General features: G+C 59.3%; 20 protein-coding genes and 1 other RNA gene. 17 read left to right on the top strand and 4 right to left on the bottom strand.

Translation table 11 applies throughout. The features are described from left to right. Nucleotides 1–23: 23 nt before the first annotated feature. Nucleotides 24–701, top strand: coding sequence for a DUF1361 domain-containing protein (locus BMZ66_RS01295; protein WP_092668193.1), 678 nt, complete (start codon nucleotides 24–26; stop codon nucleotides 699–701). A 14-nt stretch (nucleotides 702–715) separates the two neighbouring features. Here the strand turns inward: BMZ66_RS01295 and BMZ66_RS01290 are convergent, their stop codons facing one another. After that, on the bottom strand, nucleotides 716–1,222 hold the full coding sequence (locus tag BMZ66_RS01290; protein WP_092668192.1) for a GNAT family N-acetyltransferase: 507 nt from the start codon (nucleotides 1,220–1,222) through the stop codon (nucleotides 716–718). A gap of 152 nt (nucleotides 1,223–1,374) precedes the next feature. Here BMZ66_RS01290 and BMZ66_RS01285 point away from each other — a divergent pair, with 152 nt between their 5' ends. Beyond that, complete coding sequence (locus BMZ66_RS01285; protein WP_092668191.1) at nucleotides 1,375–4,401, top strand: M1 family metallopeptidase; 3,027 nt, start codon at nucleotides 1,375–1,377, stop codon at nucleotides 4,399–4,401. 81 nt (nucleotides 4,402–4,482) lie between these two features. Next, the gene (gene dgt / locus BMZ66_RS01280) at nucleotides 4,483–5,865 is read left to right on the top strand and encodes a dGTP triphosphohydrolase (RefSeq protein WP_234794935.1); all 1,383 of its coding nucleotides are present in this window, start codon (nucleotides 4,483–4,485) and stop codon (nucleotides 5,863–5,865) included. 150 nt (nucleotides 5,866–6,015) lie between these two features. On the opposite strand, the gene BMZ66_RS01275 is transcribed toward dgt, so the two are convergent. Both BMZ66_RS01275 and guaA read right to left on the bottom strand, forming a co-directional pair. Next, nucleotides 6,016–6,735 carry a type 1 glutamine amidotransferase gene (locus BMZ66_RS01275; protein WP_092668190.1) on the bottom strand — a complete coding sequence of 240 codons (720 nt, stop codon included), beginning with the start codon at nucleotides 6,733–6,735 and terminating at the stop codon, nucleotides 6,016–6,018. A gap of 172 nt (nucleotides 6,736–6,907) precedes the next feature. Beyond that, a complete protein-coding gene (guaA, locus tag BMZ66_RS01270; RefSeq protein ID WP_092668189.1) occupies nucleotides 6,908–8,443 on the bottom strand; it encodes a glutamine-hydrolyzing GMP synthase in 1,536 nt (511 codons plus the stop codon). Between the two features lie 179 nt (nucleotides 8,444–8,622). Between guaA and ffs the strand changes: the two genes are divergently transcribed. From ffs to BMZ66_RS01225, 9 genes are all read left to right on the top strand, one after another. Further along, nucleotides 8,623–8,720: signal recognition particle sRNA small type (ffs, locus tag BMZ66_RS01265), an RNA gene on the top strand. 181 nt (nucleotides 8,721–8,901) lie between these two features. Continuing rightward, nucleotides 8,902–9,558 carry a fructose-6-phosphate aldolase gene (gene fsa / locus BMZ66_RS01260; RefSeq protein ID WP_092668188.1) on the top strand — a complete coding sequence of 219 codons (657 nt, stop codon included), beginning with the start codon at nucleotides 8,902–8,904 and terminating at the stop codon, nucleotides 9,556–9,558. Nucleotides 9,559–9,671: 113 nt separating this feature from the next. After that, nucleotides 9,672–9,875 (top strand): fructose-6-phosphate aldolase, encoded by a 204-nt coding sequence (locus BMZ66_RS01255; RefSeq protein WP_092668187.1) that lies wholly within the window; start codon nucleotides 9,672–9,674, stop codon nucleotides 9,873–9,875. 52 nt (nucleotides 9,876–9,927) lie between these two features. Further along, complete coding sequence (locus BMZ66_RS01250; protein WP_092670174.1) at nucleotides 9,928–10,569, top strand: cell division ATP-binding protein FtsE; 642 nt, start codon at nucleotides 9,928–9,930, stop codon at nucleotides 10,567–10,569. A 60-nt stretch (nucleotides 10,570–10,629) separates the two neighbouring features. Next, on the top strand, nucleotides 10,630–11,523 hold the full coding sequence (locus BMZ66_RS01245; protein ID WP_092668186.1) for a glycosyltransferase family 2 protein: 894 nt from the start codon (nucleotides 10,630–10,632) through the stop codon (nucleotides 11,521–11,523). Nucleotides 11,524–11,752: 229 nt separating this feature from the next. Next, a complete protein-coding gene (locus BMZ66_RS01240) occupies nucleotides 11,753–12,907 on the top strand; it encodes a DegT/DnrJ/EryC1/StrS family aminotransferase (RefSeq protein ID WP_092668185.1) in 1,155 nt (384 codons plus the stop codon). A gap of 9 nt (nucleotides 12,908–12,916) precedes the next feature. Then, nucleotides 12,917–13,942: a Gfo/Idh/MocA family protein gene (locus tag BMZ66_RS01235; protein WP_092668184.1), complete on the top strand. Its 1,026-nt coding sequence runs from the start codon at nucleotides 12,917–12,919 to the stop codon at nucleotides 13,940–13,942. A gap of 37 nt (nucleotides 13,943–13,979) precedes the next feature. Continuing rightward, nucleotides 13,980–14,312 carry a nucleotidyltransferase family protein gene (locus BMZ66_RS01230; RefSeq protein ID WP_092668183.1) on the top strand — a complete coding sequence of 111 codons (333 nt, stop codon included), beginning with the start codon at nucleotides 13,980–13,982 and terminating at the stop codon, nucleotides 14,310–14,312. Further along, nucleotides 14,281–14,631: a HepT-like ribonuclease domain-containing protein gene (locus BMZ66_RS01225; RefSeq protein WP_092668182.1), complete on the top strand. Its 351-nt coding sequence runs from the start codon at nucleotides 14,281–14,283 to the stop codon at nucleotides 14,629–14,631. Before BMZ66_RS01230 ends, BMZ66_RS01225 begins: the two co-directional genes overlap by 32 nt. Before the next feature lie 221 nt (nucleotides 14,632–14,852). Here BMZ66_RS01225 and BMZ66_RS01220 read toward each other — a convergent pair whose 3' ends face one another. After that, nucleotides 14,853–15,770, bottom strand: coding sequence for a DUF3078 domain-containing protein (locus tag BMZ66_RS01220; RefSeq protein ID WP_234794934.1), 918 nt, complete (start codon nucleotides 15,768–15,770; stop codon nucleotides 14,853–14,855). 255 nt (nucleotides 15,771–16,025) lie between these two features. On the opposite strand from BMZ66_RS01220, the gene BMZ66_RS01215 reads away from it, so the two are divergent. The 5 genes from BMZ66_RS01215 to BMZ66_RS01195 all read left to right on the top strand — a co-directional run bounded on the left by BMZ66_RS01215 (nucleotide 16,026) and on the right by BMZ66_RS01195 (nucleotide 23,352). Beyond that, nucleotides 16,026–16,481: a BLUF domain-containing protein gene (locus BMZ66_RS01215; RefSeq protein WP_092668180.1), complete on the top strand. Its 456-nt coding sequence runs from the start codon at nucleotides 16,026–16,028 to the stop codon at nucleotides 16,479–16,481. A gap of 104 nt (nucleotides 16,482–16,585) precedes the next feature. Continuing rightward, nucleotides 16,586–19,579, top strand: a complete 2,994-nt coding sequence (locus BMZ66_RS01210) for a PD-(D/E)XK nuclease family protein (protein ID WP_092668179.1) — start codon at nucleotides 16,586–16,588, stop codon at nucleotides 19,577–19,579. A 257-nt stretch (nucleotides 19,580–19,836) separates the two neighbouring features. Beyond that, nucleotides 19,837–20,853: a hypothetical protein gene (locus BMZ66_RS01205; RefSeq protein ID WP_092668178.1), complete on the top strand. Its 1,017-nt coding sequence runs from the start codon at nucleotides 19,837–19,839 to the stop codon at nucleotides 20,851–20,853. A gap of 120 nt (nucleotides 20,854–20,973) precedes the next feature. Beyond that, complete coding sequence (locus BMZ66_RS01200) at nucleotides 20,974–21,435, top strand: nucleoside deaminase (RefSeq protein ID WP_092668177.1); 462 nt, start codon at nucleotides 20,974–20,976, stop codon at nucleotides 21,433–21,435. A 129-nt stretch (nucleotides 21,436–21,564) separates the two neighbouring features. Further along, entirely contained in the window at nucleotides 21,565–23,352 is a 1,788-nt protein-coding gene (locus tag BMZ66_RS01195; protein WP_092668176.1) for a chloride channel protein, read from the top strand. Nucleotides 23,353–23,496: the final 144 nt, after the last annotated feature.

The following is a 23,496-nucleotide window of genomic DNA, read 5'->3' as shown; positions in this document are numbered from 1 at the left end:
CGCATTCCCGTTATCTTAGCGCCATGCCCATCTCCTCCGAAGCCCTGCGCCGCCGCCTGCCGCTGTATTTTGTGCTGGCGCTTTCGCTGGGCCTGAGTTTCGTGCTGATTGGGGGCCGGGTGCTGCTTACGGGGCGGCTGCAATTCATCTTCCTGCTCTGGAATCTGTTTCTGGCGGCAATTCCTTTTTGCCTGAGCGCGGCACTGACCCTGGCGGCCACGCCGCCGCGCGCCTTTTTGCTGCTGCTGGTGGGTGCGGCCTGGCTGTTGTTTTTTCCCAATGCCCCCTACCTCGTCACCGACCTGTTTCACCTTGAGCCCCGGCAGGGCGTGCCGTATTGGTACGACTTGGCTCTGATACTGAGCTGCTCCTGGAACGGGCTGATGCTGGCCTACGCGTCTTTGCTCGACATGCACGCGCTGGTGCAGCGGCGGCTGGGCTTGTGGATGGGCTGGGTGTTTGTGACGGCCGCGCTGCTGCTCAGCAGCTTTGGCATCTACCTGGGCCGCTACCTGCGCTTCAACTCCTGGGACGTGCTGGCCAACCCGCTCACGCTGTTCTACGACATCCTCAACCGGCTGGTGAACCCGCTCAACCACCCGCGCACCTGGGGCGTGACCATGGTATTTGGCGTGTTTCTGCTGATTGGGTACGGCACGGTGCGGCTGCTGGGGCGCACGCACGAGGAAGAAACCCGCTGAGCGCTCCAAGTGCGCTATGACTCGGCCCGAAAGGGATAGCTGTATTCCACATAGCCGTCTGGCAACGCTGCTACCTCCCGAAAATCAAGGCTTTCCAGAAGACGTACGGCCGGATGGTTGAGTCTTGTTGTTATGGCCACAACCGCTTTCAATTTCATTTCATCCCTGCCGAAGTCAACTGCCAGTTTGAGGGCTTTTGCCATGTATCCATGGCCACGGAATTGCTCCAGTAGCACGCAGCCCAATTCGCCCCTCCCCTTCTCAAACCCGCGGTAGTAGCCGCACGTGCCAACGAGCTGATGGGTGAGGGTGTCCTCAATTCCCCAATGAATGGTGTTTCCGGCGCGGTAGTCTTCACTGATTCTCGCCAGCATGGTAGCTGCTTGGTCAAGGGTAGTGGCCTGCTGGGCATCGTAAAATGAAATGGCAATGAGTTGCGAAACCTCGTGCGGCGCGATTGAGCGCAGGAGCACGGTGTCGTCAGAGAGCATCGGGTGAATTTCAAAAGGGGGTCGTTTCATAGTTTGCGGCGGTGGGATTGGAACTACCTCTCTGGGGCCGCACCAAGGTAGGCCAAACCAGCAAGCAGATTCGGTAAGACCAGTTGGTTCGTAGTCGCGCCGTAGCTTCGCGGCATGGGCGCGGGCTCTACTACCGGCTCACTAGTTTCAGCATGAACACACGTACTCTCCTGGGCCTGCTGGCCCTGCTGCCGGGCCTGGCCCTGGCCCAGCCCACCAAAAAGGCCAAATCGGCGCGCCCGGCCAAAACGAGCCGCCCCGCCCGCCCGCCGCGCCCATCTTCCGCTCCTTATTTTCAACAGGAAGTCAATTATTCCATCGACGTCACGCTTGATGACAAAGCCCATGAGCTCACGGGGCGCGAGGAGCTGACCTACGTCAACAACTCCCCGGCGGCGCTTTCCTTCATCTGGTTTCACCTCTGGCCCAACGCCTACAAGGACAACACCACCGCCTTCGCTAAGCAGCAGCTACGCAACGGCGACCGCAAGTTTCAGTTTGCCAAAGCCGCCGACCGGGGCTTTATCGACGGCCTCGACTTCAAGGTAAACGGCCAGGCAGCCAAGCTCGAATTCGACCCACTGAATCCGGATATCGCCAAGCTTGTGCTGCCACAAAAGCTGGCGCCGGGGGCCACCGCCACCATTAGTACGCCGTTTCGGGTGAAGCTACCCGCCTCGTTTTCGCGGCTTGGGCACGTGGGGCAGAGCTATCAGATTACGCAGTGGTACCCCAAGCCGGCAGTATATGACCGACGCGGCTGGCACCCCATGCCCTACCTCAACCAGGGCGAGTTTTACTCCGAGTTTGGCTCTTTCGACGTGAGCATCACGCTGCCCACCAACTACACCGTGGGAGCCACCGGCGAGCTGCAAAATCCCGACGAGCGCGCCCGCATGGACGGTTTAGCCGCTGCCGCGGCGCTCAAAACCACCGCCAAAGACTTCGGCAACGACCTAGCGTTTCCGGCTTCCGACGCCACCACCAAAACCCTGCGCTACAAGCAGGACCGGATACACGACTTCGCCTGGTTTGCCGACAAGCGCTATAACGTGCTCAAAAGCGGCGTAACCCTGCCCTCAGGCCGCACGGTAACCTCCTGGGTGCTGTTCACCAACACCGACGCCGAGAAGTGGATTAAAGGCTTGCAGGACGTTAACGACGCCCTCACCTACTACTCGCAGTGGGTAGGTGAATACCCTTATTCCTCGGCCACCGCCGTCGATGGCGCCCTGAGTGCCGGCTCAGGCATGGAGTACCCCATGGTGACCGTGACTCAGCCTGCGGCCATCATTCACGAGGTGGGCCACAACTGGTTTTACGGCATTCTGGGAAGCAACGAGCGTGATTTCCCCTGGATGGACGAAGGCCTGAACAGCTACCTGCAGCTGCGGGTAGAGGGCCGCGACAACCCCCAGGCCGGCATGCTGCAGGACATCTACAAAAGCCCGGCTGCGGCCAAGGCCCTGGGCGTGGAAAACCTGCCCGGCAATGCCCTCAACCAAGTGCCCTACCAGGTAATGGCCAGCCGCGGGCTCGACCAGCCGGTGCAGGGCCCAACATCGGCCGAGTACGGCCAGGTGAACTACGGCGTGATAGTGTATTTCAAAACTGCCGCGCTGTTCAAATACCTGGCGGGCTACCTGGGCCAGGAGAAGTTCGACGACGCCATGCGGGCCTACTACACCAAGTGGCAGTTCAAGCACCCTTACCCGGAGGATATAGAAACCACATTTGAGGAAAGCACAGGGCAGAAACTCGACTGGTTTTTTCAGGATATGCTCACCAATACCCGCGAATACAACGCCGACATTTTCGCCATTCAGCAGATTGGTGACCAAGTAAAAGTGCTGGTGCGCACCGATTCGCCCGTGCTCTGGGCCGTGCCCGTGTCGACGGTTGATGCCCAGGGCAAAGTGCTGCAAACCCTGTGGTCTCTGCCCATGGGCAACCCAGAAGACGACGCCGAAAGCCAGCTCAATTTCCGCCTTGAAAATGTGGCCGCCGTGGTGGTCGATGCCGAGTACCTGACGCCCCAGCTCAATCGCCGCGACGACCGGCTGGCGCTCGGGGGCGGCAACTTCCGCCGCTGGGAGCCGGTGCGGCTGCAGCCCGTGGCCAGCGTGGAGCGCTGGGACCGGTCGGCCATCAGCTGGCTGCCTGTCATCGGAGCCAACACTTTCGATAAATTCATGCTCGGCGCGGCCTTCTACAACAGTCCGCTCACTACCAAAAAGGTGCAGTACCTGGCCATGCCCATGTACAGCTTCAACCGCAACGAGCTGAACGGCATTGCTTCCTTCAAGCTCAACGTGCTGCCCACCCGCTACACGCGCCAGGTGGTGACGGGCCTGCTGCTGCAGCGCTTTGAGCGCTACCTGAAAGTGGAGCCCAGCGTGACGGTGGTTTTCCCGCACTCGGCCTACGACCAGCCCCAGCACGAGGCAAAATTCGCCCTTACCTCCGTCGACGACCAGGACGAGGGCCTGACCAACGTGCTCACCGCCGAGTACGGGGTGCGCGGCGGCAACGCCCTCCACAACTGGACGGCTCACGTCGAGGCCAACAACTTCGACAAGCAGCCCAGCGGCGAGTTGAAGAACAGCTCGGCCCTGCTGCTCCGCGCCCACGCTACTTACGAACGGTTTTACGCCCCCAAAAAGCGAGTGAACGTGCGCCTGTTCGGCGGACGTTTCCTAACTCAATCCAGCAACAATCTATTTGTGCTCGGCCTCAGCGGCAGCCCCGACTACCGCCGCCAAACGGCTTTCCTCGACCGCCAGCAGATTTCTCGCTCCCTCACGGCCCAGGTGCACCAGACCGACAACCGCGACGGCGCCTTCAAAGCCTTCGTGCCGGCCTTCAGCACCGAATGGCTCAGCACCCTCAACCTGCAGGCCGATTTGCCCATCACGGGCCTCGCCGTATTCGCCGATTTCGGCGCCACCGCCGAACGCCAGCCAGCTAATGGCACGTCCTCGCAGCGCCTTTTTTACGATGCGGGCGTAGTGGTGCCGGTCATCCGCAACTTCTTCGAGCTCTACCTCCCCGTGGCCGGCTCGCAGTACAACAACGGCTTCCCCGATAGCCGCAAGGACTTCACGGACCGCATCCGTTTCGTCTTCAACCTTAACCAAGCCAACCCCTTCCGGTTGCTGGATAAAAAGCTAGCCGAGTAGGAACAAGTGGGCGAGGCGGCGCAGCAATTTGCCCTCACCCACTTGCTTCTTCGCGCCTCCACCCGTTCAACTGCCTTCCCCGTGGAAAAGTCCATGCACTGGCCGCGCCTGCTTTCGCAACGCCGCTTTCCCAACCAGCTTCTGCCCCCGCCCAGTGCGACGCCCGTTCGCGGGGCCTTCGTGCAGGACTACGACCGGGTGGTGTTCAGCTCCGCCTTCCGGCGCCTGCAGCGTAAAACGCAGGTGATGCCGCTGCCCGAAACCGACTTCGTGCACACCCGCCTCACCCACTCGCTGGAAACCGCCGTGGTGGGCCGCTCCCTGGGCCGCCTCGCCGCCCGCCACCTGCTGGAAGACGATGCCGCTCTGGCCCACCTCCTCCCCAACCTCGACCAGGACTGCGGCGACATTGTGGCCGCCGCCTGCCTCGCCCACGACATCGGCAACCCTCCCTTCGGCCACTCCGGCGAGGACGCCATCAGCAGCTACTTTGCCAGCGCGGCCGCCGCGCCCTACCTGGAGAAGCTTACCCCCGCCCAGGTTGCCGACCTGCAGCACTTCGAAGGCAACGCGGCGGGGTTCCGCATCCTCACGCACACCTACGCGGCCCACAGCACCGGCACCGCTGGCCTGGGCCTCACCTACGCCACCCTGGGTGCCTTCACCAAATACCCCAAGCCCAGCATTGTACCAAATGAGGCCAAGCTTGGCGGTGCCTCCGAGAAAAAGTACGGCCACTTTCAAACCGAAAGCCCACGCTTCCAGCACCTGGCAGCCGAGCTAGGTTTGCTACCCAAAGGCGACCCCGCCTTGGGCTTTACCCACCGCCACCCGCTAGCCTTTTTGGTAGAAGCCGCCGACGACCTCTGCTACCGCATCATCGACTTCGAAGACGGCCTGAAACTCGGCTTAATTGAGCCACAGGCCGGGTTGGGTCTGCTCAAGAAGATGCTCAACGACCCGGCCAGCCGCGTGGGCAGCGTGCAGTGGCACGACTGGCGCGAAGAGCTTGGCTACATCCGCGCCCGGCTCATTGGCAAGCTGGTGGCCGAAACCGCCACGCTCTTTGCGCAGCATGCCCCCGCCATCCTGAGCGGTGAATACGATTCACCCCTAATCAAGGAGCTTTCCTGCTGGGCCGACTTGCAGGAAGTGCAGCGCCTCAGTATCGAGAAGCTCTACCGCAGCCGCCCCGTGCTGGAAATTGAAGCCGCTGGCTTCGAAGTGCTGGGCGGGTTACTAGATGCCTTCCTCTGCGCCATTTTCGACCAAAGCCAGGGCCACCGCAGCCGCAAATTGCTGCTCCTGCTCCCCGAGCAATTCCGCGCCGAAGGGCACCAGGCTGGCGTATCAGCTTATGAGAAAATCTTGCTTCTCACCGATTTTGTGGCAGGCATGACCGACCAGAATGCGCTGAGCTTGTACAAGACTATTAAGGGGATTGAGTTGCCGAAAGGGTTTTAGTGCGTATTAAATTCGCTGTTCTGAAGAACCTCACCCCCTGACCCCCTCTCCAAAAAAGAGGGGGCACCGGCTCTGCATTCAACGAACTCGTCAGGTTCCCCCTCTTTTTTGGAGAGGGGGTCCGGGGGTGAGGTTCCGTCGGGCTTGCACTCACGCCAGCAGTTCCCCCTCGTGCAGCGCCACCATGTTCGCCATCAGCGACTCCAGCAGCTTGCGGCCTTTCCACACCGATTTCATCTTGCTGCGAATCTGCTCGGCCGTTTGCACGAATTGCTGTTCTTCGGCAGTCTCGTGGTTTTCAAACTCCATCAATTTCTCCACCATCTCCACTGTGAATTCAGGATGAAACTGTAAGCCAATGATGCCGTCGCCCCAGACAAAACCTTGCGTGGCGCAACCCGCCGACATGCCCACCCGCATGGCGCCCGGCGGCAACGTAAAAGTATCGAGGTGCCAGTGCAGCACCGCCGCTTTCTCCGGCCACCCAAGCAACAGCGGGTGCTCCAGCGACTTGCTGGAAAAGCGCACCGTCCAAAAGCCAATCTCCGGCTCATGGTTCGGCCGCACTTCGGCGCCCAGCGCCAGCGCCACTAGCTGCGCGCCCAGGCAAATCGCCAACGTGATTTTCCCGGCCCGCAGCACCTCCTTTATGAAGGCTTTTTCGGGCACTAGCCAAGGGCAGCCTTCCTCGTCGTGCACACTCATAGCCCCGCCCAGAATCACCAAACCATCGAACTCTTTAAGCTCAGGAAAAACCGGTCTAGGCTCGAAAAGACGGGTAAACGTTAGGGAGTGCCCATGCGCAGCCAGCCAATCGGCGATGTGACCCGGCCCTTCATCGGGCATGTGCTGCAGGCAGTGAAAACGCATATACTACAGGCTAAAAAGAAGTGCCGTGAATAACCTATAAAAAGAACGTCATGCTGAGCTTGTCGAAGCATCTCTACCTCAATAGTAACCCAATTAATAGGATTAGTATAGAGGTAGAGATGCTTCGACAAGCTCAGCATGACGTTCTCCTATGTTGAAATAAACTAGGATGTTACTCCCACTCAATCGTAGCCGGCGGCTTGCTCGAAATATCATACACCACGCGGTTGATACCCCGCACTTGGTTGATGATTTTATTCGAAACCTCGGCCAGGAACTCATAGGGCAAGTGAGCCCAGTCGGCGGTCATGCCATCCACGCTGGTTACGGCGCGTAGGGCTACCACCCGCTCGTATGTGCGCTCGTCGCCCATCACGCCCACGCTTTGCACGGGCAGCAGCATGGCGCCGGCCTGCCATACTTGGGCATAAAGGCCGTGCTCTTTCAACAGGTTGATGAACACGCCGTCGGCGCGCTGCAGCAAGTCTACTTTCTCGGGGGTGATGTCGCCAAGGATGCGGATGCCGAGGCCGGGGCCGGGGAAAGGATGACGGTTCAAAATCTCACCCGGGAGGCCCAGGGCGGCACCAACTTCGCGCACTTCGTCTTTGAAGAGCATACGCAGTGGCTCCACTACTTTGAGCTTCATCATCTCTGGCAGGCCGCCCACATTATGGTGGCTCTTAATAGTAACCGACGAGCCATGCACCGACACCGACTCAATCACATCGGGGTAAATGGTGCCCTGGGCCAGCCACGCGGCACCTTCCACTTTGTGCGCCTCGCGGTCGAACACTTCAATAAACGTGCGGCCGATGGCCTTGCGCTTGGCTTCGGGGTCGCTAAGGCCTTTAAGGGCGGCGTAAAACTCGGGCGCGGCATTCACACCGGTCACGTTCAGGCCCAGGCCTTCGTAGGCCTTGAGCACGGTGGCAAACTCGTCCTGCCGCAGCAGGCCATTATCCACGAAGATGCCGTGCAGACGCGGGCCAATGGCGCGGTGCAGCAGCAGGGCCGCCACGCTGGAGTCGACGCCGCCGGAAAGGCCGAGAATCACCTGGTCATCAGGTCCGATGGTGTTTTGCAGGGCCAGGACGGCCGAATCCACGAAGTGGTCGGGCGTCCAGCTTTGGGCGCACTGGCAGATGTTGACCACGAAATTGGCCAGCAGAAGCTTGCCCTCGGTGGAGTGGGTTACCTCGGGGTGAAACTGGATGCCGTAGGTGTCCTGGCTTTCGATTTTGAAGGCGGCCACCGCTACTTCGGGCGTGCTGGCAATGATGTTGTAGCCCGCGGGCAGGGTCAGAATGGTGTCGCCGTGCGACATCCAGACCTGCGAGCCCGCGTGCATGCCGTGTAGCAGCGGCGACTCCGCGTTTAGCTCGGCCAGGCGGGCGCGGCCGTATTCGCGGATGGTGGCGGGGGTCACTTCTCCCCCGCCCTGGTAGGCCAGCAGCTGTGCGCCGTAGCACACGCCCAGCACGGGCACGTGGCCCAGCAGGTGACTCAGGTCGGGGTTGGGCGCGCCTTCTTCGCGCACCGAGCAGGGCGAACCGGAAAGAATAACGCCCCGAATATCCTCAGTCAAAACGAGGTTCGGGGCGTGGGTATAGGGGTGAATTTCGCAAAACACGTGCAGCTCACGGATGCGCCGGGCTATCAATTGCGTGTATTGCGAGCCGAAATCCAGAATGATAAGTCGTTCCATGCCGCAAAGGTAAGCGGGATAGCAGAACGGTTAGCGCCTCTTTTTATATAAAGAAAGGGACCTTTCAGCGCCAGCTAAATTCGGAGAGCTCTCCCTATCCGAACCGGTGGCTCGAACACCTCCTCCTTAAAAAAAGGTGTGGGGTTTGCCGTTCTGCATGTTTTCTGAGTACCTTTGCAACGGCAAGTCAGAACGACCAGCTCCTGCTGAACTCCCCCAGGACCGGAAGGTAGCAAGGGTAAGTGGTTGTAGCGGTGCGATTTTGGCTTGCTTTTTTTTGCCCTTTCCTGTCGGCCCCAGCGCTGCTCATTTCCGCATTTTGGCGGCACGTTGAGTAGCTTTGGGGCCGATTCTTTTTTATTAGCTGTTGGCTAATGGCTCCTGGCTGTTAGCTTCTGTTTCGGAGGCTTTGTTGATATAAGGCTAACAGCTAATAGCTAACAGCTAATAGCTAAACCATGAAGTTCTTCATTGACACTGCCAACCTCAACGACATCCGCGAAGCCGTAGAGCTAGGCGTACTCGACGGCGTAACCACCAACCCCTCGCTGATGGCCAAAGAAGGTATCCGGGGCGTCGACAACGTGATGGCGCACTACCGCCAAATCTGCGAGATGGTCGATGGCGACGTGTCGGCCGAAGTTATTGCCACCGATTACGAAGGCATCATTCGCGAGGGCGACGAGTTGGCCGAGCTGCACCCCAACATTGTGGTGAAAGTGCCGATGATTAAGGACGGCATCAAGGCCATCAAGTACTTCGCGGACAAAGGCATCAAGACCAACTGCACCCTGATTTTCACGGCCGGCCAAGCACTGCTGGCGGCCAAAGCAGGCGCCACCTACGTGTCGCCTTTTGTAGGTCGCCTCGACGATATCGGGCACGACGGCTTGCAACTGATTGAGCAAATCGTACAGATTTTCAGCAACTACGGCTACCCCACCGAAGTGCTGGCGGCCTCCGTGCGCCACGTGCCGCACCTGATTCAGTGCGCCGAGATTGGGGCCGATGTCGTGACGTGCCCGCTCAACGTCATCACCGGCCTGCTCAACCACCCGCTTACGGACAAGGGCCTGGCCACGTTCCTGGCCGACCACAAGAAGGTCAATGCTTAATGCTGACGCTTAATTATGAGTTATGAAGTAGGAGTCAGAGCTACTTAACGGTGCCCTTAAATGTGCACAGCCCCAACTCATAACTCCTAATTCATAACTCATAATTCAAGACCATGTACATCATCAAAGTAAAGGGCAAGGCCAAAATCCCGGATTACATTCAGCTGCGGGACGAGGCCTTCGTGCTCATTGCCTACTTCCGGGCCGACCGCCCGCTCAAGGATTTGCACCGCTACGGGCTCGAAGGCAAAGAAACCGAGCTGGCTGCCGTGATTGCGGGTCTGGAATTTGGCAAGCTGCGGCCTCTGGCCATCTAACCCCGAGAACCCCGTGATTGAAAACGTTATCGAGTTACACGACGCCACCATCATGCAGGAGCAGCAGGCGGTGCTGCAAGGTGTGACGTTTACGCTGGAGAAAAGTGCTTTTGCCTACCTGGTGGGCCGCACGGGCTCCGGGAAGTCATCGCTGCTAAAAACCTTGTATGCCGACCTGCCCCTGCAAAGCGGCACTGGCTCGGTGGCGGGCTTTCCGCTGTCGCGCCTCTCGGCCAGCAAAGTGCCGTATCTGCGCCGCCGCCTGGGCATTGTGTTTCAGGACTTTCAGCTCCTCTCCGACCGCTCGGTGGCCGAAAACCTGATGTTTGTGCTGAACGCGACCGGCTGGAAGGGCAAGGCCAAGAAGCAGCAGCGCATCAGCGACGTGCTTACTCAGGTGGGCCTCAACGGCACCGCTAACCGCATGCCGCACCGGCTTTCGGGCGGCGAGCAGCAGCGGGTGGTCATTGCCCGCGCCATGCTCAACGAGCCCGTGCTTTTGCTGGCTGACGAACCCACCGGCAACCTCGACCCCGACGTGTCGGACAGCATCATGCAGCTGTTTGGGGAAATCAACAACTCAGGCACCGCCATTCTCATGGCCACGCACAACTTCCAGCTGATTGAAAAGTACCCGCACCGCGTGCTCACCTGTAAGGATGGTGAGCTGCTGGATTCGACCAAGCAGCGTTAGATTCCAACGGATTTTGGCCGGGTATTTTGCTGATTTGCTCACGCTTAACGGTCACTTTCTATGACGCCTGGGCTTTCGGTACTCATTCCGGTTTTCAATTGGGACGTCAACGAGTTGGTTGATGCACTGCTTGCGCAGCGGGCCGATTGGCCGGGCCCGATAGAAATCATTTTGTTTGATGACGGCTCGCGCGAGGAAACGCGGGCAGCCAACCGGCCGCTGGCTTGCCGGCCCGGGGTTCGCTACCACGAGCTGCCGCACAATGTGGGCCGCGCGGCCATCCGCAACCAGCTCGTCGCGGCTTCCGAACGCCAGGAATGGCTATTGCTGCTCGACAACGACAGCCTCCTGCCGGATGCTCATTTTTTGGCGCGTTACGCCGCGGCTCGCCATCTTGCTCCCCTGCTCATTGGGGGCACGTGCTATACCCAAGCGCCGCCCGCCCACCCGGCCTCCTATTTTCGGTGGTACTATGGCCGAAACCGGGAAGCCCGGCCGGCCACGGTGCGCCAGCAGGCCCCGCACGCGCAGCTTGCCATCAACAACGCGCTGATGCACGCGGCAATCCTGACGCAGTTTCCCTTTGATGAAGAACTGAAGGGCTACGGCCACGAAGACACCAAGCTGGGGTTGGAGCTGGCCCGCGCCCAGGTGCCCATTGTGCACCTCGACAACCCGGTGCTGCACATGGGCCTGGAACCGGCCGATATTTTCCTTGATAAGAGCCGGCAGGCCGTTCGCAACCTGGCCTATCTGTACCGAACCACTGGCTTGGGCACCGACACGCAGCTGCTGCAAACGGCCCTCCGCCTGCAGCGTTTCGGGCTGGCACCGGCCACGCGTTCGACCCTTCGGGTACTGTCGCCCTCTTTGCGTAGCAGCTTGCTTTCGGACCGGCCCAGCCTCCGCAAATTCGATTTGCTGAAACTGTACTGGATTTTGGGGGAGCTGTAGGCTTGGCAACCAGGCGGCTGGCTTTGGTGCGCAGGCTGAATGCAGCCTATTGAAATGTACTTAACGAAAAGATGACATTCAATTCAAGGCAGGAGACGGTTCTTTGCAGGACTATTAAGTGCCTGCTTGCCTAACAGGCTCCTCAATTAGGCCAGGCAGCTCCTGGATGGCAGCAGCTACCCTGTGGCGGGCAGCACTCTATCTTTGAAGCCTGCTTTGCTTCCCCTCTGTGTCCATTTTGCCTGCCCCTCCTGCTCCCATTCACTTCCTGGACCTCCGCGCCGAGCACACCCTTATTCAGGAGGAACTGGACGCAGCCGTGCGCGCCACATTGGCCGAAGCCGCTTTTATCCAAGGGCCCGCCGTGGGCCAGTTTGCGGAAGAATTGGGCTCGTACCTGGGCGGTACCCACGTCGTTCCCTGCGCCAATGGCACCGATGCCCTGACGCTGGCGCTGATGAGCCTGCAGCTGCCCCCCGGGGCCGAGGTCATTCTGCCGGCTTTCACCTACGTGGCCACGCTTGAGGCCGCTGCCCTACTGGGCCTGCGCCCCGTGCTGGTAGATGTGCGGCCCGATACCTTCAATATCGAGGTGGCAGCAGTTGAGGCCGCCATTACCCCGCGCACGGGCGCCATTATTGCGGTGCATTTGTTTGGGCAATGTGCTGACCTGGAAGCCTTGCTCGCCGTGGCTGCCCAACACAGCGTGGCCCTTATTGAAGACAATGCCCAGGCCATCGGGGCTACATTCCAATTCAGCAGCGGGGAAACGGCTTTTGCTGGCACTGTGGGTGAAATAGGCACCACGTCATTTTTTCCCTCCAAAAACCTGGGTGCCATGGGCGACGGCGGCGCTCTCTTCACCCGCGACCCTGCTCGGGCCACCCTGCTCCGCCAGCTTGCCAACCACGGCCAAAGCCAGAAATACCACCACCAGCACATCGGGCTCAACTCCCGCCTCGATACCCTACAGGCGGCCTTGCTGCGCGTTAAGCTCCAACACTTGCCCGCTGCCACGGCCGCCCGCCAAGCCGTGGCCGCTCGCTACGATGCGGCCCTGGCCAGCATTCCCAACCTCTTTATTCCGGGGCGTGATGCCAGGAGCAGCCACGTGTTTCACCAGTACACCGTCACCCTCACCGAAGCGGACCAGCGCGACGAGCTGCGGCACTTTTTGCAGCGCTGCGGGGTGCCTACCATGGTGTACTACTACCTGCCGGTGCACGCGCAGCCGGCCTATGCCTACCTGGGCTATCAGGCCGGGCAGTTTCCGGTAGCCGAGCAACTAGGCGGCGGGGTGCTGTCGCTCCCAATTCATCCGTTGCTGACGGTGGCACAGCAGGATTACATTATTGAATGCCTCTGCACTTACTTTGGGCGCTAATTCTTACTTGTGAGCAATTCTTTCCCCGAAGTACGATTTGCAATTTGCGGAGTGGGCCACATCGGCCGCCGTCACGCCGCGCTAATTGCTCGTCATGCCGGTGCGGCCCTGGTGGCGCTCATTGATGTGCGCGCCGAGCTACAAGGGGAATTGGCCGTCGAATTTCCTGGTGTTCCATTTTTTACTAAACTCGAGGAATTCCTGGACCAAGGCCCCGTGGCCGATGTCCTGACCGTGGCTACGCCCAACGGTTGCCATGCCCCACAAGCGGTGGCTGGCCTGCGCCACGGCCTGCACGTGGTAGTTGAAAAACCCCTTGCAATAACCATTGCAGACGCCAAAACCATTGTGCAAACGGCCCAGCAAACGGGCCAATTGGTGTTTGGGGTGATGCAAAATCGGTATTCGCCCCCGGCCGCTTGGCTCAAGCAAATTGTAGAGGAAGGCCTACTTGGCCAGGTCTACTTGGTGCAGCTCAACTGCTTCTGGAACCGCGACGCCCGCTATTACCGCCCCGGCAACTGGAAAGGCACCCAGGCCCTGGATGGCGGCACGCTCTTCACGCAGTTCAGCCACTTCGTCGATTTGCTATACTGGGCGTTTGGCGACATCACCAATATTTCGGCTCGCTTCCGTGATTTTAACCACGCCGGTCTCACCGAATTTGAGGACAGCGGCCTCATAACTTTTGACCTGATACGCGGCGGCAGCGGCACCCTCAGCTACAGCACCGCCGTGTGGGACCGCAACCTCGAAAGCAGCCTGACGGTGGTGGCCGAGCGCGGCAGCCTGCGCATAGCAGGCCAATACATGGACAAGGTGGAGTACTGCCACCTCGAAGGCTACACCTTGCCCGACCTTCCTGCCACCAACGCGGCCAATAATTACGGCACTTTCCAAGGCTCGGCCGCCAACCACGTGCAGGTCATCGAGAACGTGGTGGATACCGTGCAGCAGCGGAGCTCAATTACTACTAATGCGTTGGAGGGCCTGAAGGTGGTGGAGATAATTGAGCGGATTTACGCGCTGCGGTAAATAGTCCCAGAAGCGGCTTTTCACGTAACTTAGACACGTGTTACATCCTGCTGTCCGCTCTTTTGTACCTGCAATACAGGCATTATGCCGCCAGCACGGCGTCCAACAGCTATATCTGTTTGGCTCGGCTGTGACAAGGAATTTTGATGCAATACGTAGCGACATAGATGCATTGGTAACACTACTTCCCATGCCGCCGCTAACCCAAGGTGAAAATTTACTCAGCCTTTGGGCGGAGCTGGAAACGCTCTTGAAACGCCGGGTAGATTTGCTGACGCCGGAGTCACTGCAGAATCCATTTCTAAAAGCCGAAATCGAGCGCACAAAACAATTACTTTATGACGCCACAGGGACAGAAATACCTGTTTGATATTCGGCGGGCCATTGAGTTAATTGACCAGTTTGTGCTTGATACACCGACTTTCCCCGCTTACCAAGCCGACCTCAAAACCAGAAGTGCCGTGGAGCGCCAGTTAGCCATTATTGGCGAAGCTGTGAACCACTTGCGCCGTGTAGAGCCTTCCGCCAAACTGCCCAACACGAAGCAAATGGTGGATTTCCGCAACCGGCTCATCCACTCTTATGACAACGTAAACGAGGCCATCGTTTGGGCAATTATCCACAATCACCTGCCGGCGTTGAAAGCCGATGTAATTCAGAAACTGACAGAAAGTAGTGGAGGTAATTGAGCGGAATCACCCTCTACATAAGTAGGCCAATTGACACGTTTGGATTCCTAAAGTGAAGTGGTGTGGATGACGATTCCTCAGGGATTTGGCTTCCTCTTTCGTGCGCAACGCTACCAACACGGTCGACTGCATACTGGTGTCGGTATTAAATGTCTTGTCGTTTGCTTACATAGCTCTCCTAAGAATTTCTCTTTGCTTGGAAAAAAATCGGTTCTTATACGCTACTTCTTCTCATCCACAAAATTCTTGAAAGCGTAGGCGATACCGATGTTGAGCCCCTGCGAATACTGCACGCCGGCATCCTGGTCGAAGTCGTAAAGGGCAATGCCGTTGACGGCTACGTTCACGTACTTACCAACTTTGGCGGTCAGGCCGAGGTCGAGGCGGTGGTCAATTTCTTTGGTGTTGAAGTTGCTGTAGTTGGCAAACAGAACGTAGCGGGCTTTTAGGCTGACGGTGGGGCTGAGGGTTTTATCGTACTCGGCCAGGACCTGAGCAGCCAGTATTTCCCAGCGGCTGGTGCGGCCGGGGTTCACGCCGTAGGGCGTGTCGCCGAGCACTTCCACGAATCGCTCGGCGCGGTTCACCACCGTCAGGCGTGGGGCGAAGGGCGCCAGGCGAATCCGAAACGTGGGGTTGGGGTGGTACTCAAAGCCGTAGGCCGCGGTGATGAAGGCAGGCGCGAAGAAGCTGGAAACCTGCTGGGCGCGTTCGTTGCCGGCGGCATCCTTGTCGTACTTGAAGCCGCCGGCAAACTGCGTGAGCAGGTTTAGCGATAGGAACATGTTCCAATCGGAGCTGATGTCGCGGCCGTACTTCGTGTCGAGGTACAGGCGGTCTTGGCCCTTGCGGTAGCCCAGGCCCTTGGTTTCGGAGAAGGCAAACAGGAAGTCCGATTCGTTGTCGAAGCTATGCACGCCGAGCTTACGGTTGGCCTTCAGGTTGGCCAGGGCGTTGAGACCGATGGTATTGACGCCCCCGCCGCGCCAGTTGCTGCTGAGCAACGACTCGTTGACTCCCAGGCCGGTCTTGCCCGATTTGCGCCAGAGCGGCGGCGGGGGCGGCGCGGTTACCTGGGCGCTGTCGGCGGGAACGGTTTGGGCCTGGGCAGAAACCGCCAGCAGGCCAGTAGTTAACATCAATAGTAAGGGTAAGCGCATCGTATGGGGCACAGTTGAGCTCGCAAAGAAAATCAGAAAGGGAATAGCTGAACCCTGAATCTGGCCCGGAGGCGCAAGACTATCAGCACCAGAAAATACCCTGCTTCAAACCAAAGTTCTATTTAAAGTAAAATGCATTATATATTTTGTAAATTGGTGTTCCAATCCTTGCGCTTTGCCCCTAGCTAGCGCCATGTGCGAAACCAAACCTTGCTGAACTAACACCTTGAGGCCATGGGCTTATACCAACTCATTTATCAGAGCCAGTCGCTTATTCCGTTCGAAACGCCGGAGCTCGACGCTCTGCTAAGGCAATCCCGCGCTTATAACCTGGAGCACGACGTTACCGGCCTATTGCTGTACACCCCAGACGGGCGTTTTTTGCAAGTGCTGGAAGGCGAGGAGCAAGAAATACGCAACCTTTACTACAACCGCATTTCCGTCGACCCCCGCCACTACAATTGCCGGGTGTTCAGCGACGGTTCCAGCCTTTACCGCAGCTTTGCCACCTGGACCATGGGCTTTCGCGTTGCCACGGCCCTGGACCTGCGCAAGCTGCTCAGCTACGTGCCACCCGACACGCCCGGGCTGCTGGTGCCGCGCCCCCACACCCGCCCCGAGCTGCTGGAGCTGCTGCATGAGTTTGTAGCCAACTCCGAGACGCAGCCCTGGCTGGAGCACCCCTTGTAGGCAACTGGTGTTGGAGAGTGTAAAACTGTTTTTTGGGCAGCAAAAGCCCCGGTTAAACCAGTTTTCCTGCCCCGCTCCGCTCCCCTTCTGGTATCTTTACCTCAATGCCTGCCCCGTCTGCTTCCGCTCCGATTTCTGTTTCCGATTCGCCCATCACGGCTCCTATTTCCTTCCTGGCCGCCACCGCCCGCGAGCTGCTGGACCGCTACGGTTCCGGCCCGCTCGATGAGCTGTCTGATATAATAGTAGTAGTGCCCACCCGGCGCGCGGTGGTGTATCTTAAGAATGAGCTGGCCCTGGCCCTGCCCATGGGCGCCCCGCTGTGGGCCCCGCGCGTGGCCGCCATGGAAGACTACATGGTGGAGCTGGCGGGTGTGCAGGTGGAGGAGCCCATTGCCCTGCAGCTGCTGCTGTTCGACATCCTTAAAAACATCGACACCAGCCTCGACTTCGACCGATTTGTGGGCTGGGCGGGGCTGCTGCTGAGTGACTTTTCCAACCTCGACCAAAACCTGGCGCCCACCCGCAAGGTGTTTGAGTACCTGAGCCAGGCCAAGGCCCTGGAGCGCTGGGACCTCGAGGCCCTGCCCGAAAAAAGCAAGGCCGCCGCGCACTCGTTCAGCTTCTGGGACCAGCTCGAAAAAGTATACCGCGAGCTGAAGCGCCGCATGCTGGCCAACCACCTCGCCTACCCCGGCTTGGCCTACCGCATGGCCGTGGAGAAAATGGAAAAGCGCATCCAGGACCCCGCCGAGCCCGAAGTGGCGCGCCACGTGTTTGTGGGCCTAGGCAACTTGTCGAAGTCCGAGGAAAAGCTCATCCGCCTGCTCATTGGGGTTGGGCGGGCCGAAGTGCGCTTCGATGGCGACCCGTTTTACCTGGAAGAGGCCTCGCCCAACCGGGCCGGCCAGCACCTGCGGCGCTATTTTAAAAGCTGGAACCTGCCGCGCGAGAACATGGGCGGCGGCGTGGAATGGCTGCGCGGCCAGCCCCACCACGTGCGCTACCTGGGCGTGGCCAACCCCAGCATGCAGGGCAAGCTGGCCGGCCAGCTCCTGGCCGAAGCCCGCCGCCGGTACCCCGATTCGTCGGTGGCCGTGGTGCTGCCCGACGAGACCCTGCTGCTGCCCGTACTGCACGGCCTGCCGCCCGACGAGGTGCCCGACTACAACGTGACCATGGGCCTGAGCTTCCAGGCCACGCCCCTGTTCAACCTGGTCGATTTGCTGTTTGAGGTGCACCTAACCGGCATCCGGGAAGGCAGCGCCGAAACCGGCTACGGCGTGCCCCGCTACCATCACCTGGCCGTGACCAAACTGCTGGGCCACCCCTTCCTGCGGCGCTACCAGCAGTGGCTCGACCGCCAGCCCGACCAGCCCCAGTACCACGGCGTGCTCGACCACGTGTGCCGCGAAATTGTGCGCCTCAACGCCGTGCTGCTGCCCGCCAGCGAACTGCTGAAACTGGGCTCGCACCACCCCATTATCGAGGCCCTATTCAAGACCTGGAACAACTGCGACGACATCATTGCCGCCTGCCACACGCTGATTGACTTGCTGAAGCAGGTATATTCCGACAAGCAATCCGGCATCGAGGCCGAGTACCTGTACCTGTTCTATACGCTGATTAAGCAGCTCGACTCGGCATTCGACTGCCGCGAGCAGCGCCTGTCGGTGCGCTCATTCCGGCGCTTTCTGTATGAGCAGATGGGCCGTACCCGCCTGCCCTTCAGCGGCGAGCCCCTGGCCGATGTGCAGGTGATGGGCCTGCTGGAAACCCGGGCCCTGGACTTCGACCACGTCATTATCCTGAGCTGCAACGAAGGCGTGCTGCCAGCACCTAAGAAGCAGCAGTCACTGTTTCCTTACGACGTGCTGCAGGAGTTCAAGCTGCCTACCTACGCCGATGCCGAAGCCATCACGGCTTACAACTTCTGGCGCCTGCTGCAGCGTGCCCAACGCGTCGACCTGGTGCACGTGCTGCCCGGCGCCGAGGGCATCAAAAGCGGGGAGCGCAGCCGTTTCCTGCTGCAGCTGCAGAACGACTTGTTGCCCCAAAACCCGCAGCTGACACTGGAGGACCTGACCGTAACCGTAGCCGGCCCCGATACTGAAGTTCGGGTTGACCCTTACGAAGGCGACCTCATTCTAGAGAAAGATGAGGAAATGCTCTCGGCTCTGCGCGGGGTGCTAGAACGCAACATCTCGCCTTCCCGCCTCAACGATTTCCTGGCGTGCTCCCTGCGTTTTTATTTCTCCAAAGTGGCCCGCTTCCATGAAAACGAGGCCGTGGAAGAAACCCTGGAAGCCGGCAGTTTCGGCACCATGGTGCACGCGGCTTTGGAGAACCTGATGATGCCTTTCGAGCAGCAGGCCCGGCCCATTACGGCCGCCGACATTCCGGAGCTTCTAAATCAAGTGCCCGAGGAAGTGCGCAAGGCCCTGCGCCAAGAAGAAACCGATAAGCACGCCCGCCCCGACGAAGGCCTAAACCACGTGTACGGCCAAGTGGCGGTGCGCCTCATCACCCGCTACCTCGAAGGGCTGGAAAAGAGCGAAGGCCTGCCACTGCGCCTCTTCAGCCTGGAGAAAGACCTGGCCGCCACGGTGTTTGTCGACGTGCCCGGCTCGGGCAAGCTGGCTGTGCGCCTCTTCGGCAAAGCCGACCGGGTGGACCAGCTGCCCGACGGCCGCCTGCGCGTGGTAGACTACAAAACTGGCCTCGTCGAAGCCAACGACCTCAACCTGAGCAACCGCGGCAAGCTCACGCCCGCTGAAGCCACCGAGCGCCTGCTTTGGGAGACCACGTCCAGCGCCGACAAAGTGCGCCAACTCTGGCTCTACCGCCTCATGCTGGCCAGCACCGAAAAGCGCGAAACAGAAAACACCGCCATCGTGTCGATGCGCAACCTGGACAAAGGCTTGCTTTCGGCTGACTTAAGCTTTCTGACCCCAAACGGAGAAGACTTTATCCGGGTTTCCGAGGAATTGGTGAGTAAAATTGTACTGCGAATTTTGGACCCCACGGAGCCCATTCGCAAAACCGACGATTTGAAAAAGTGCGAGCACTGCCCCTATCAAGGCATCTGCGCCCGCTAAACCTTACTCCCTCTGTCATCCTGAGCTTGCGAAGGACCTTATCAAGCCCGGACGAACTGCAGCAATCAAATCAAATACAGTGCGCACTGAACACAGGAACTGAACGCAGATTTGGAGTTAGCATGGCACTACGCGGCGTGGCGCGCGTAGGGTCATCCCGAACTTGGTGCAGAGGGAAGTGGAACAGCAGATGCGCGTCGCGTATGAGTCCGGAGCGAGATACTATCATGAGAAATAACGGCGGCAAACCAGAGGTAATGAAGTTCCTATTCACGTTTTTGCTCGGCTGCTCCCTCCTGCCCGTCTTCGCCCAGCAACCGCAGTTTACCCTTCGTCGGATAACGCTTCCCAAGGAGGTAGCGTCGGCTGACAACCAATTCTCCGGGCTCTTCATCAGCACGGGCACGTTGTTTCTCATGTCGGAAAGCCGGCTGCAAGACCACGCCGAAGGAAAGCTGTACGCCGTGTCACTCACCGATGTGGACCGGCAGCTTACGGACTCAACGTATGCCCTGCCGTTCCAGAAACTGTCCTTGTTGAATTTGGCGGTGCTCCAAGCCAAAATCAATGCGGCGGGGCAGCGCTACGAAGGGCTCGAAGCGCTGCTCATCGACGGCGAGGTGGTGTACCTCACCGTGGAAACCGACACCCCCTCCCCCAACGGCTACTTACTCAAAGGCGCCTTGCGCGGGGACGCGGTGGTCCTCGACACCGCCTTCTGCGTACCGCTCCCCAAGCCCGTTGCCGCCGATGGTTCTCATATCTACAATGCTGGCTTCGAAGCCCTGGCTAAATCGGGCAAGCGCTTGTTTGCCTTCTTTGAATACAACTCCTTCCCGGGCAACAATTACGCCTACGAGTTCAACAAGCGGCAGCGGACATCCTTCCGCACGCCCCGTAAGCGGCAGGTGGCGCAACTCCCCTTCCGCCTCACCGATGTCACCGCCGGAAAGAAAAACCACTTCACCGCCATCAACTATTTCTTTCAGGGCGGGGGCGACGACGCGGTATATCGGACACCTGCCGGCGACCTTGACAATGCCAAGCTAATTCAGCAGAACGGAACGTATCGAAGCTACTCTCGCCTGCTGGACCTTGAGTGGAAGGGAAAGAAATTCACGTGGCGCCCCCTGTGGGAGTTTCCGGAACAGTACTGGGGCTACAACTGGGAAGGCATTGCGGCGTACCGAGGCGGCTACTTTTTAGTTAACGACAAGTACACGCCCCAACGCCCCTACGTGACCACCTTGATATACCTGCAGCGGGTGCCTTAACTGAAAATAAATTATTGATGCGCGACTCCACCATTATGCCTTTCAAAGGACGGTTGCGTTGAAGCGCCAGCCTAGCTTCAATTGTACCTTTGCCGTCTCGCTTTTTTTACTATCCTCTATATGTCGACGTCTAATCCCACCCCTAACAAAGATGAATTCATGCAAGCCGCCATCGACGAAGCCCGCCTGGGCCGGTCGCAAGGGGGCATTCCCATCGGCTCGGTGCTCATCCGCGACGGCAAGATTGTGGGCCGCGGGCACAACAAGCGCGTGCAGGAAGATTCTGCCATTAAGCACGGCGAAATGGACTGCTTAACGAATGCCGGCCGCCAGCGCACTTACCGCGACACCGTAATCTACACCACCCTGATGCCCTGCTACATGTGCGCCGGCACCATCGTGCAATTCAAAATCCCGAAGGTGATGGTGGGCGAGTCGCGCACGTTTGGCGAGTCGCGCGCTTTCCTCGAAAGCCACGGCGTGGAAGTGGTCGACCTCGACCTGCAGGAGTGCGTGGATATGATGAATGAGTTCATAGAGGCCGAGCCCACGCTCTGGAACGAAGACATCATGGAATTATAACCCAGGTTCGGGCGGGCGGGATGGATTCGGCGTGAATTTTGGTGGGTTCACCGAGCTTTTGCCTGAGCCAGCATCCGCCCGCCCGATTTTTGCGTTGCTGATTAATGCGTTAACCTGCCGTTGTTGCCCATGCCTCATCACGCCGTCCACCGATTGTTGCGCCCGCTGCTGGTTTGGCGGGCCCGCCACGTCAGCGAGCGGATGTACATGCTCTTCCTGAGCATTTTGGTGGGCATCGGAGCGGGTTTGGCGGCGGTATTGCTCAAGACAGCTATCCGGGCGCAGGTCAACCTTCTGCAAGGGGCTATTTCGGAACCGCAGCGGGTATTTGCCTTGTCGGTTTATCCCATCATCGGCATCACGCTCACGGTGCTGGTTACGAAATATTTGCTGGGCGGGCAGCTGGGCCGGGGCATAGGGCCGATTATCTACAGCACCGCCCGGGAGAACAGCATCGTGCCCCGCTCCAAGCTGTATTCTCAGATGATTACGGCCTTCCTCACGGTCAGCTTCGGTGGCTCGGCCGGTACCGAGGCCCCGATTTCCGTAACTGGGGCCGCCTTGGGCTCCAACATCGGCCGGGTGCTGCACGTGGACCGGCGGCGGCGGCGCCTGCTCACGGGCTGCGGCGCGGCGGCGGGCGTGGCGGCCATCTTTAACTCGCCCATTGCCGGCGTGCTGTTCGCCGTTGAGACCATATTGTTGGAGTTGCCGGCGCAGTATTTCATTCCGCTGCTGATTTCCTCGGCCACCGCCACGGTAATTTCCAAAGCGCTGTACGTCGGGCAGCCCTTCGTGCTCATCACCACCAGCTGGCCCGTCGATGCCGTGCCATTCTACGTGCTGCTAGGCTTGTTCACAGCGGTTTTTTCGGTGTACATGATTCGAACCTACCACTGGTTCGAACGCTTTTTTGACCGGTGGCCGGGCCTCGACTGGCGCAAAGTGCTGCTGGGCGGCACCACGCTCGGCATCCTTATCTTCTTCTTCCCGACTCTTTATGGCGAGGGCTATAATACCGTGGAATTGCTGCTGAGCGGCCACGCTGAGCGCCTCACCGATGGCAGTATCTTCTCGGTTTATCAGGATGATAACCCCTGGCTGCTGCTGGTACTGGTTCTCTTCAGCTTACTACTTAAAGTGGTGGCTACCAGCATCACGGTGGGCAGCGGCGGCAATGGTGGCATGTTTGGCTCGTCGCTATTTGCGGGGGCGCTGGCCGGCTTTTTCTTTGCCCGGCTCATCAACCTGAGCGGCCTGACTTATATCCCCGAGGTGCACTTTGTGGTACTAGGCATGGCCGGCACGCTGGCGGGCGTCATCCACGCTCCTCTCACCGCCATCTTCCTGATTGCCGAAATCACGGGTGGTTACGCCCTGTTCGTACCCCTGATGTTGGTGAGCAGCTCATCTTACCTTATTACCAAATACTTCGAGCCTTACTCAGTTTACACCCGTAAGCTCACTGCCCGCGGCGTGGACGTATACGCAAACCGTGACCGCGGCTTGCTGGCCCAGTTGGACCCGCGCAAGCTCCTCGAAACCGACTTTATTCCCGTGAGGCCCAGCACCACGCTCGGCGAACTGGTCGAAATCTTCCGCCATTCTTCGCGCAACCTCTTTCCGGTGGTGGCCGCCGGTGGCCGCCTGCTTGGGGTAGTCAGCCTTGATACAGTGCGTGATGCCCTTTTTGACGATGCCCACTACACCACCACCAAGGTAAGCGAGCTGATGAAGCCCGCCCCGGCCGTGGTGGGCCCCAATGATGACCTGGAACATACCCTTTCTCAACTTGACCGGCAAGGGGCCTGGGCCCTGCCGGTGTGCGAGGAAGATGGCCGCTACCTAGGCTTCATTTTGAAGTCGGCCATTCTGGCCCGCTACCGGAGGCAGCTTATTCTGGAGAGCGAGGCGTAGGATAAGATAGTAGCGCTGGAAAATTAGAACGCTGTAGAGACGCGACACTTGGCTACGCCGACCTTCGGTTCGCGTCTCGGCGTTGAACGGTACCTGAACGATTCCCTAACGGCGCAGACGCCGAGACGCCAAGTGTCGCGTCTC

Origin of the sequence: Hymenobacter arizonensis (genome assembly GCF_900115775.1) — a bacterium.
Taxonomy (GTDB): Bacteria; Bacteroidota; Bacteroidia; order Cytophagales; family Hymenobacteraceae; genus Hymenobacter; species Hymenobacter arizonensis.
Note: the sequence above shows the minus strand (reverse complement) of the source record. Positions and strands in the feature narration are given on the sequence as shown.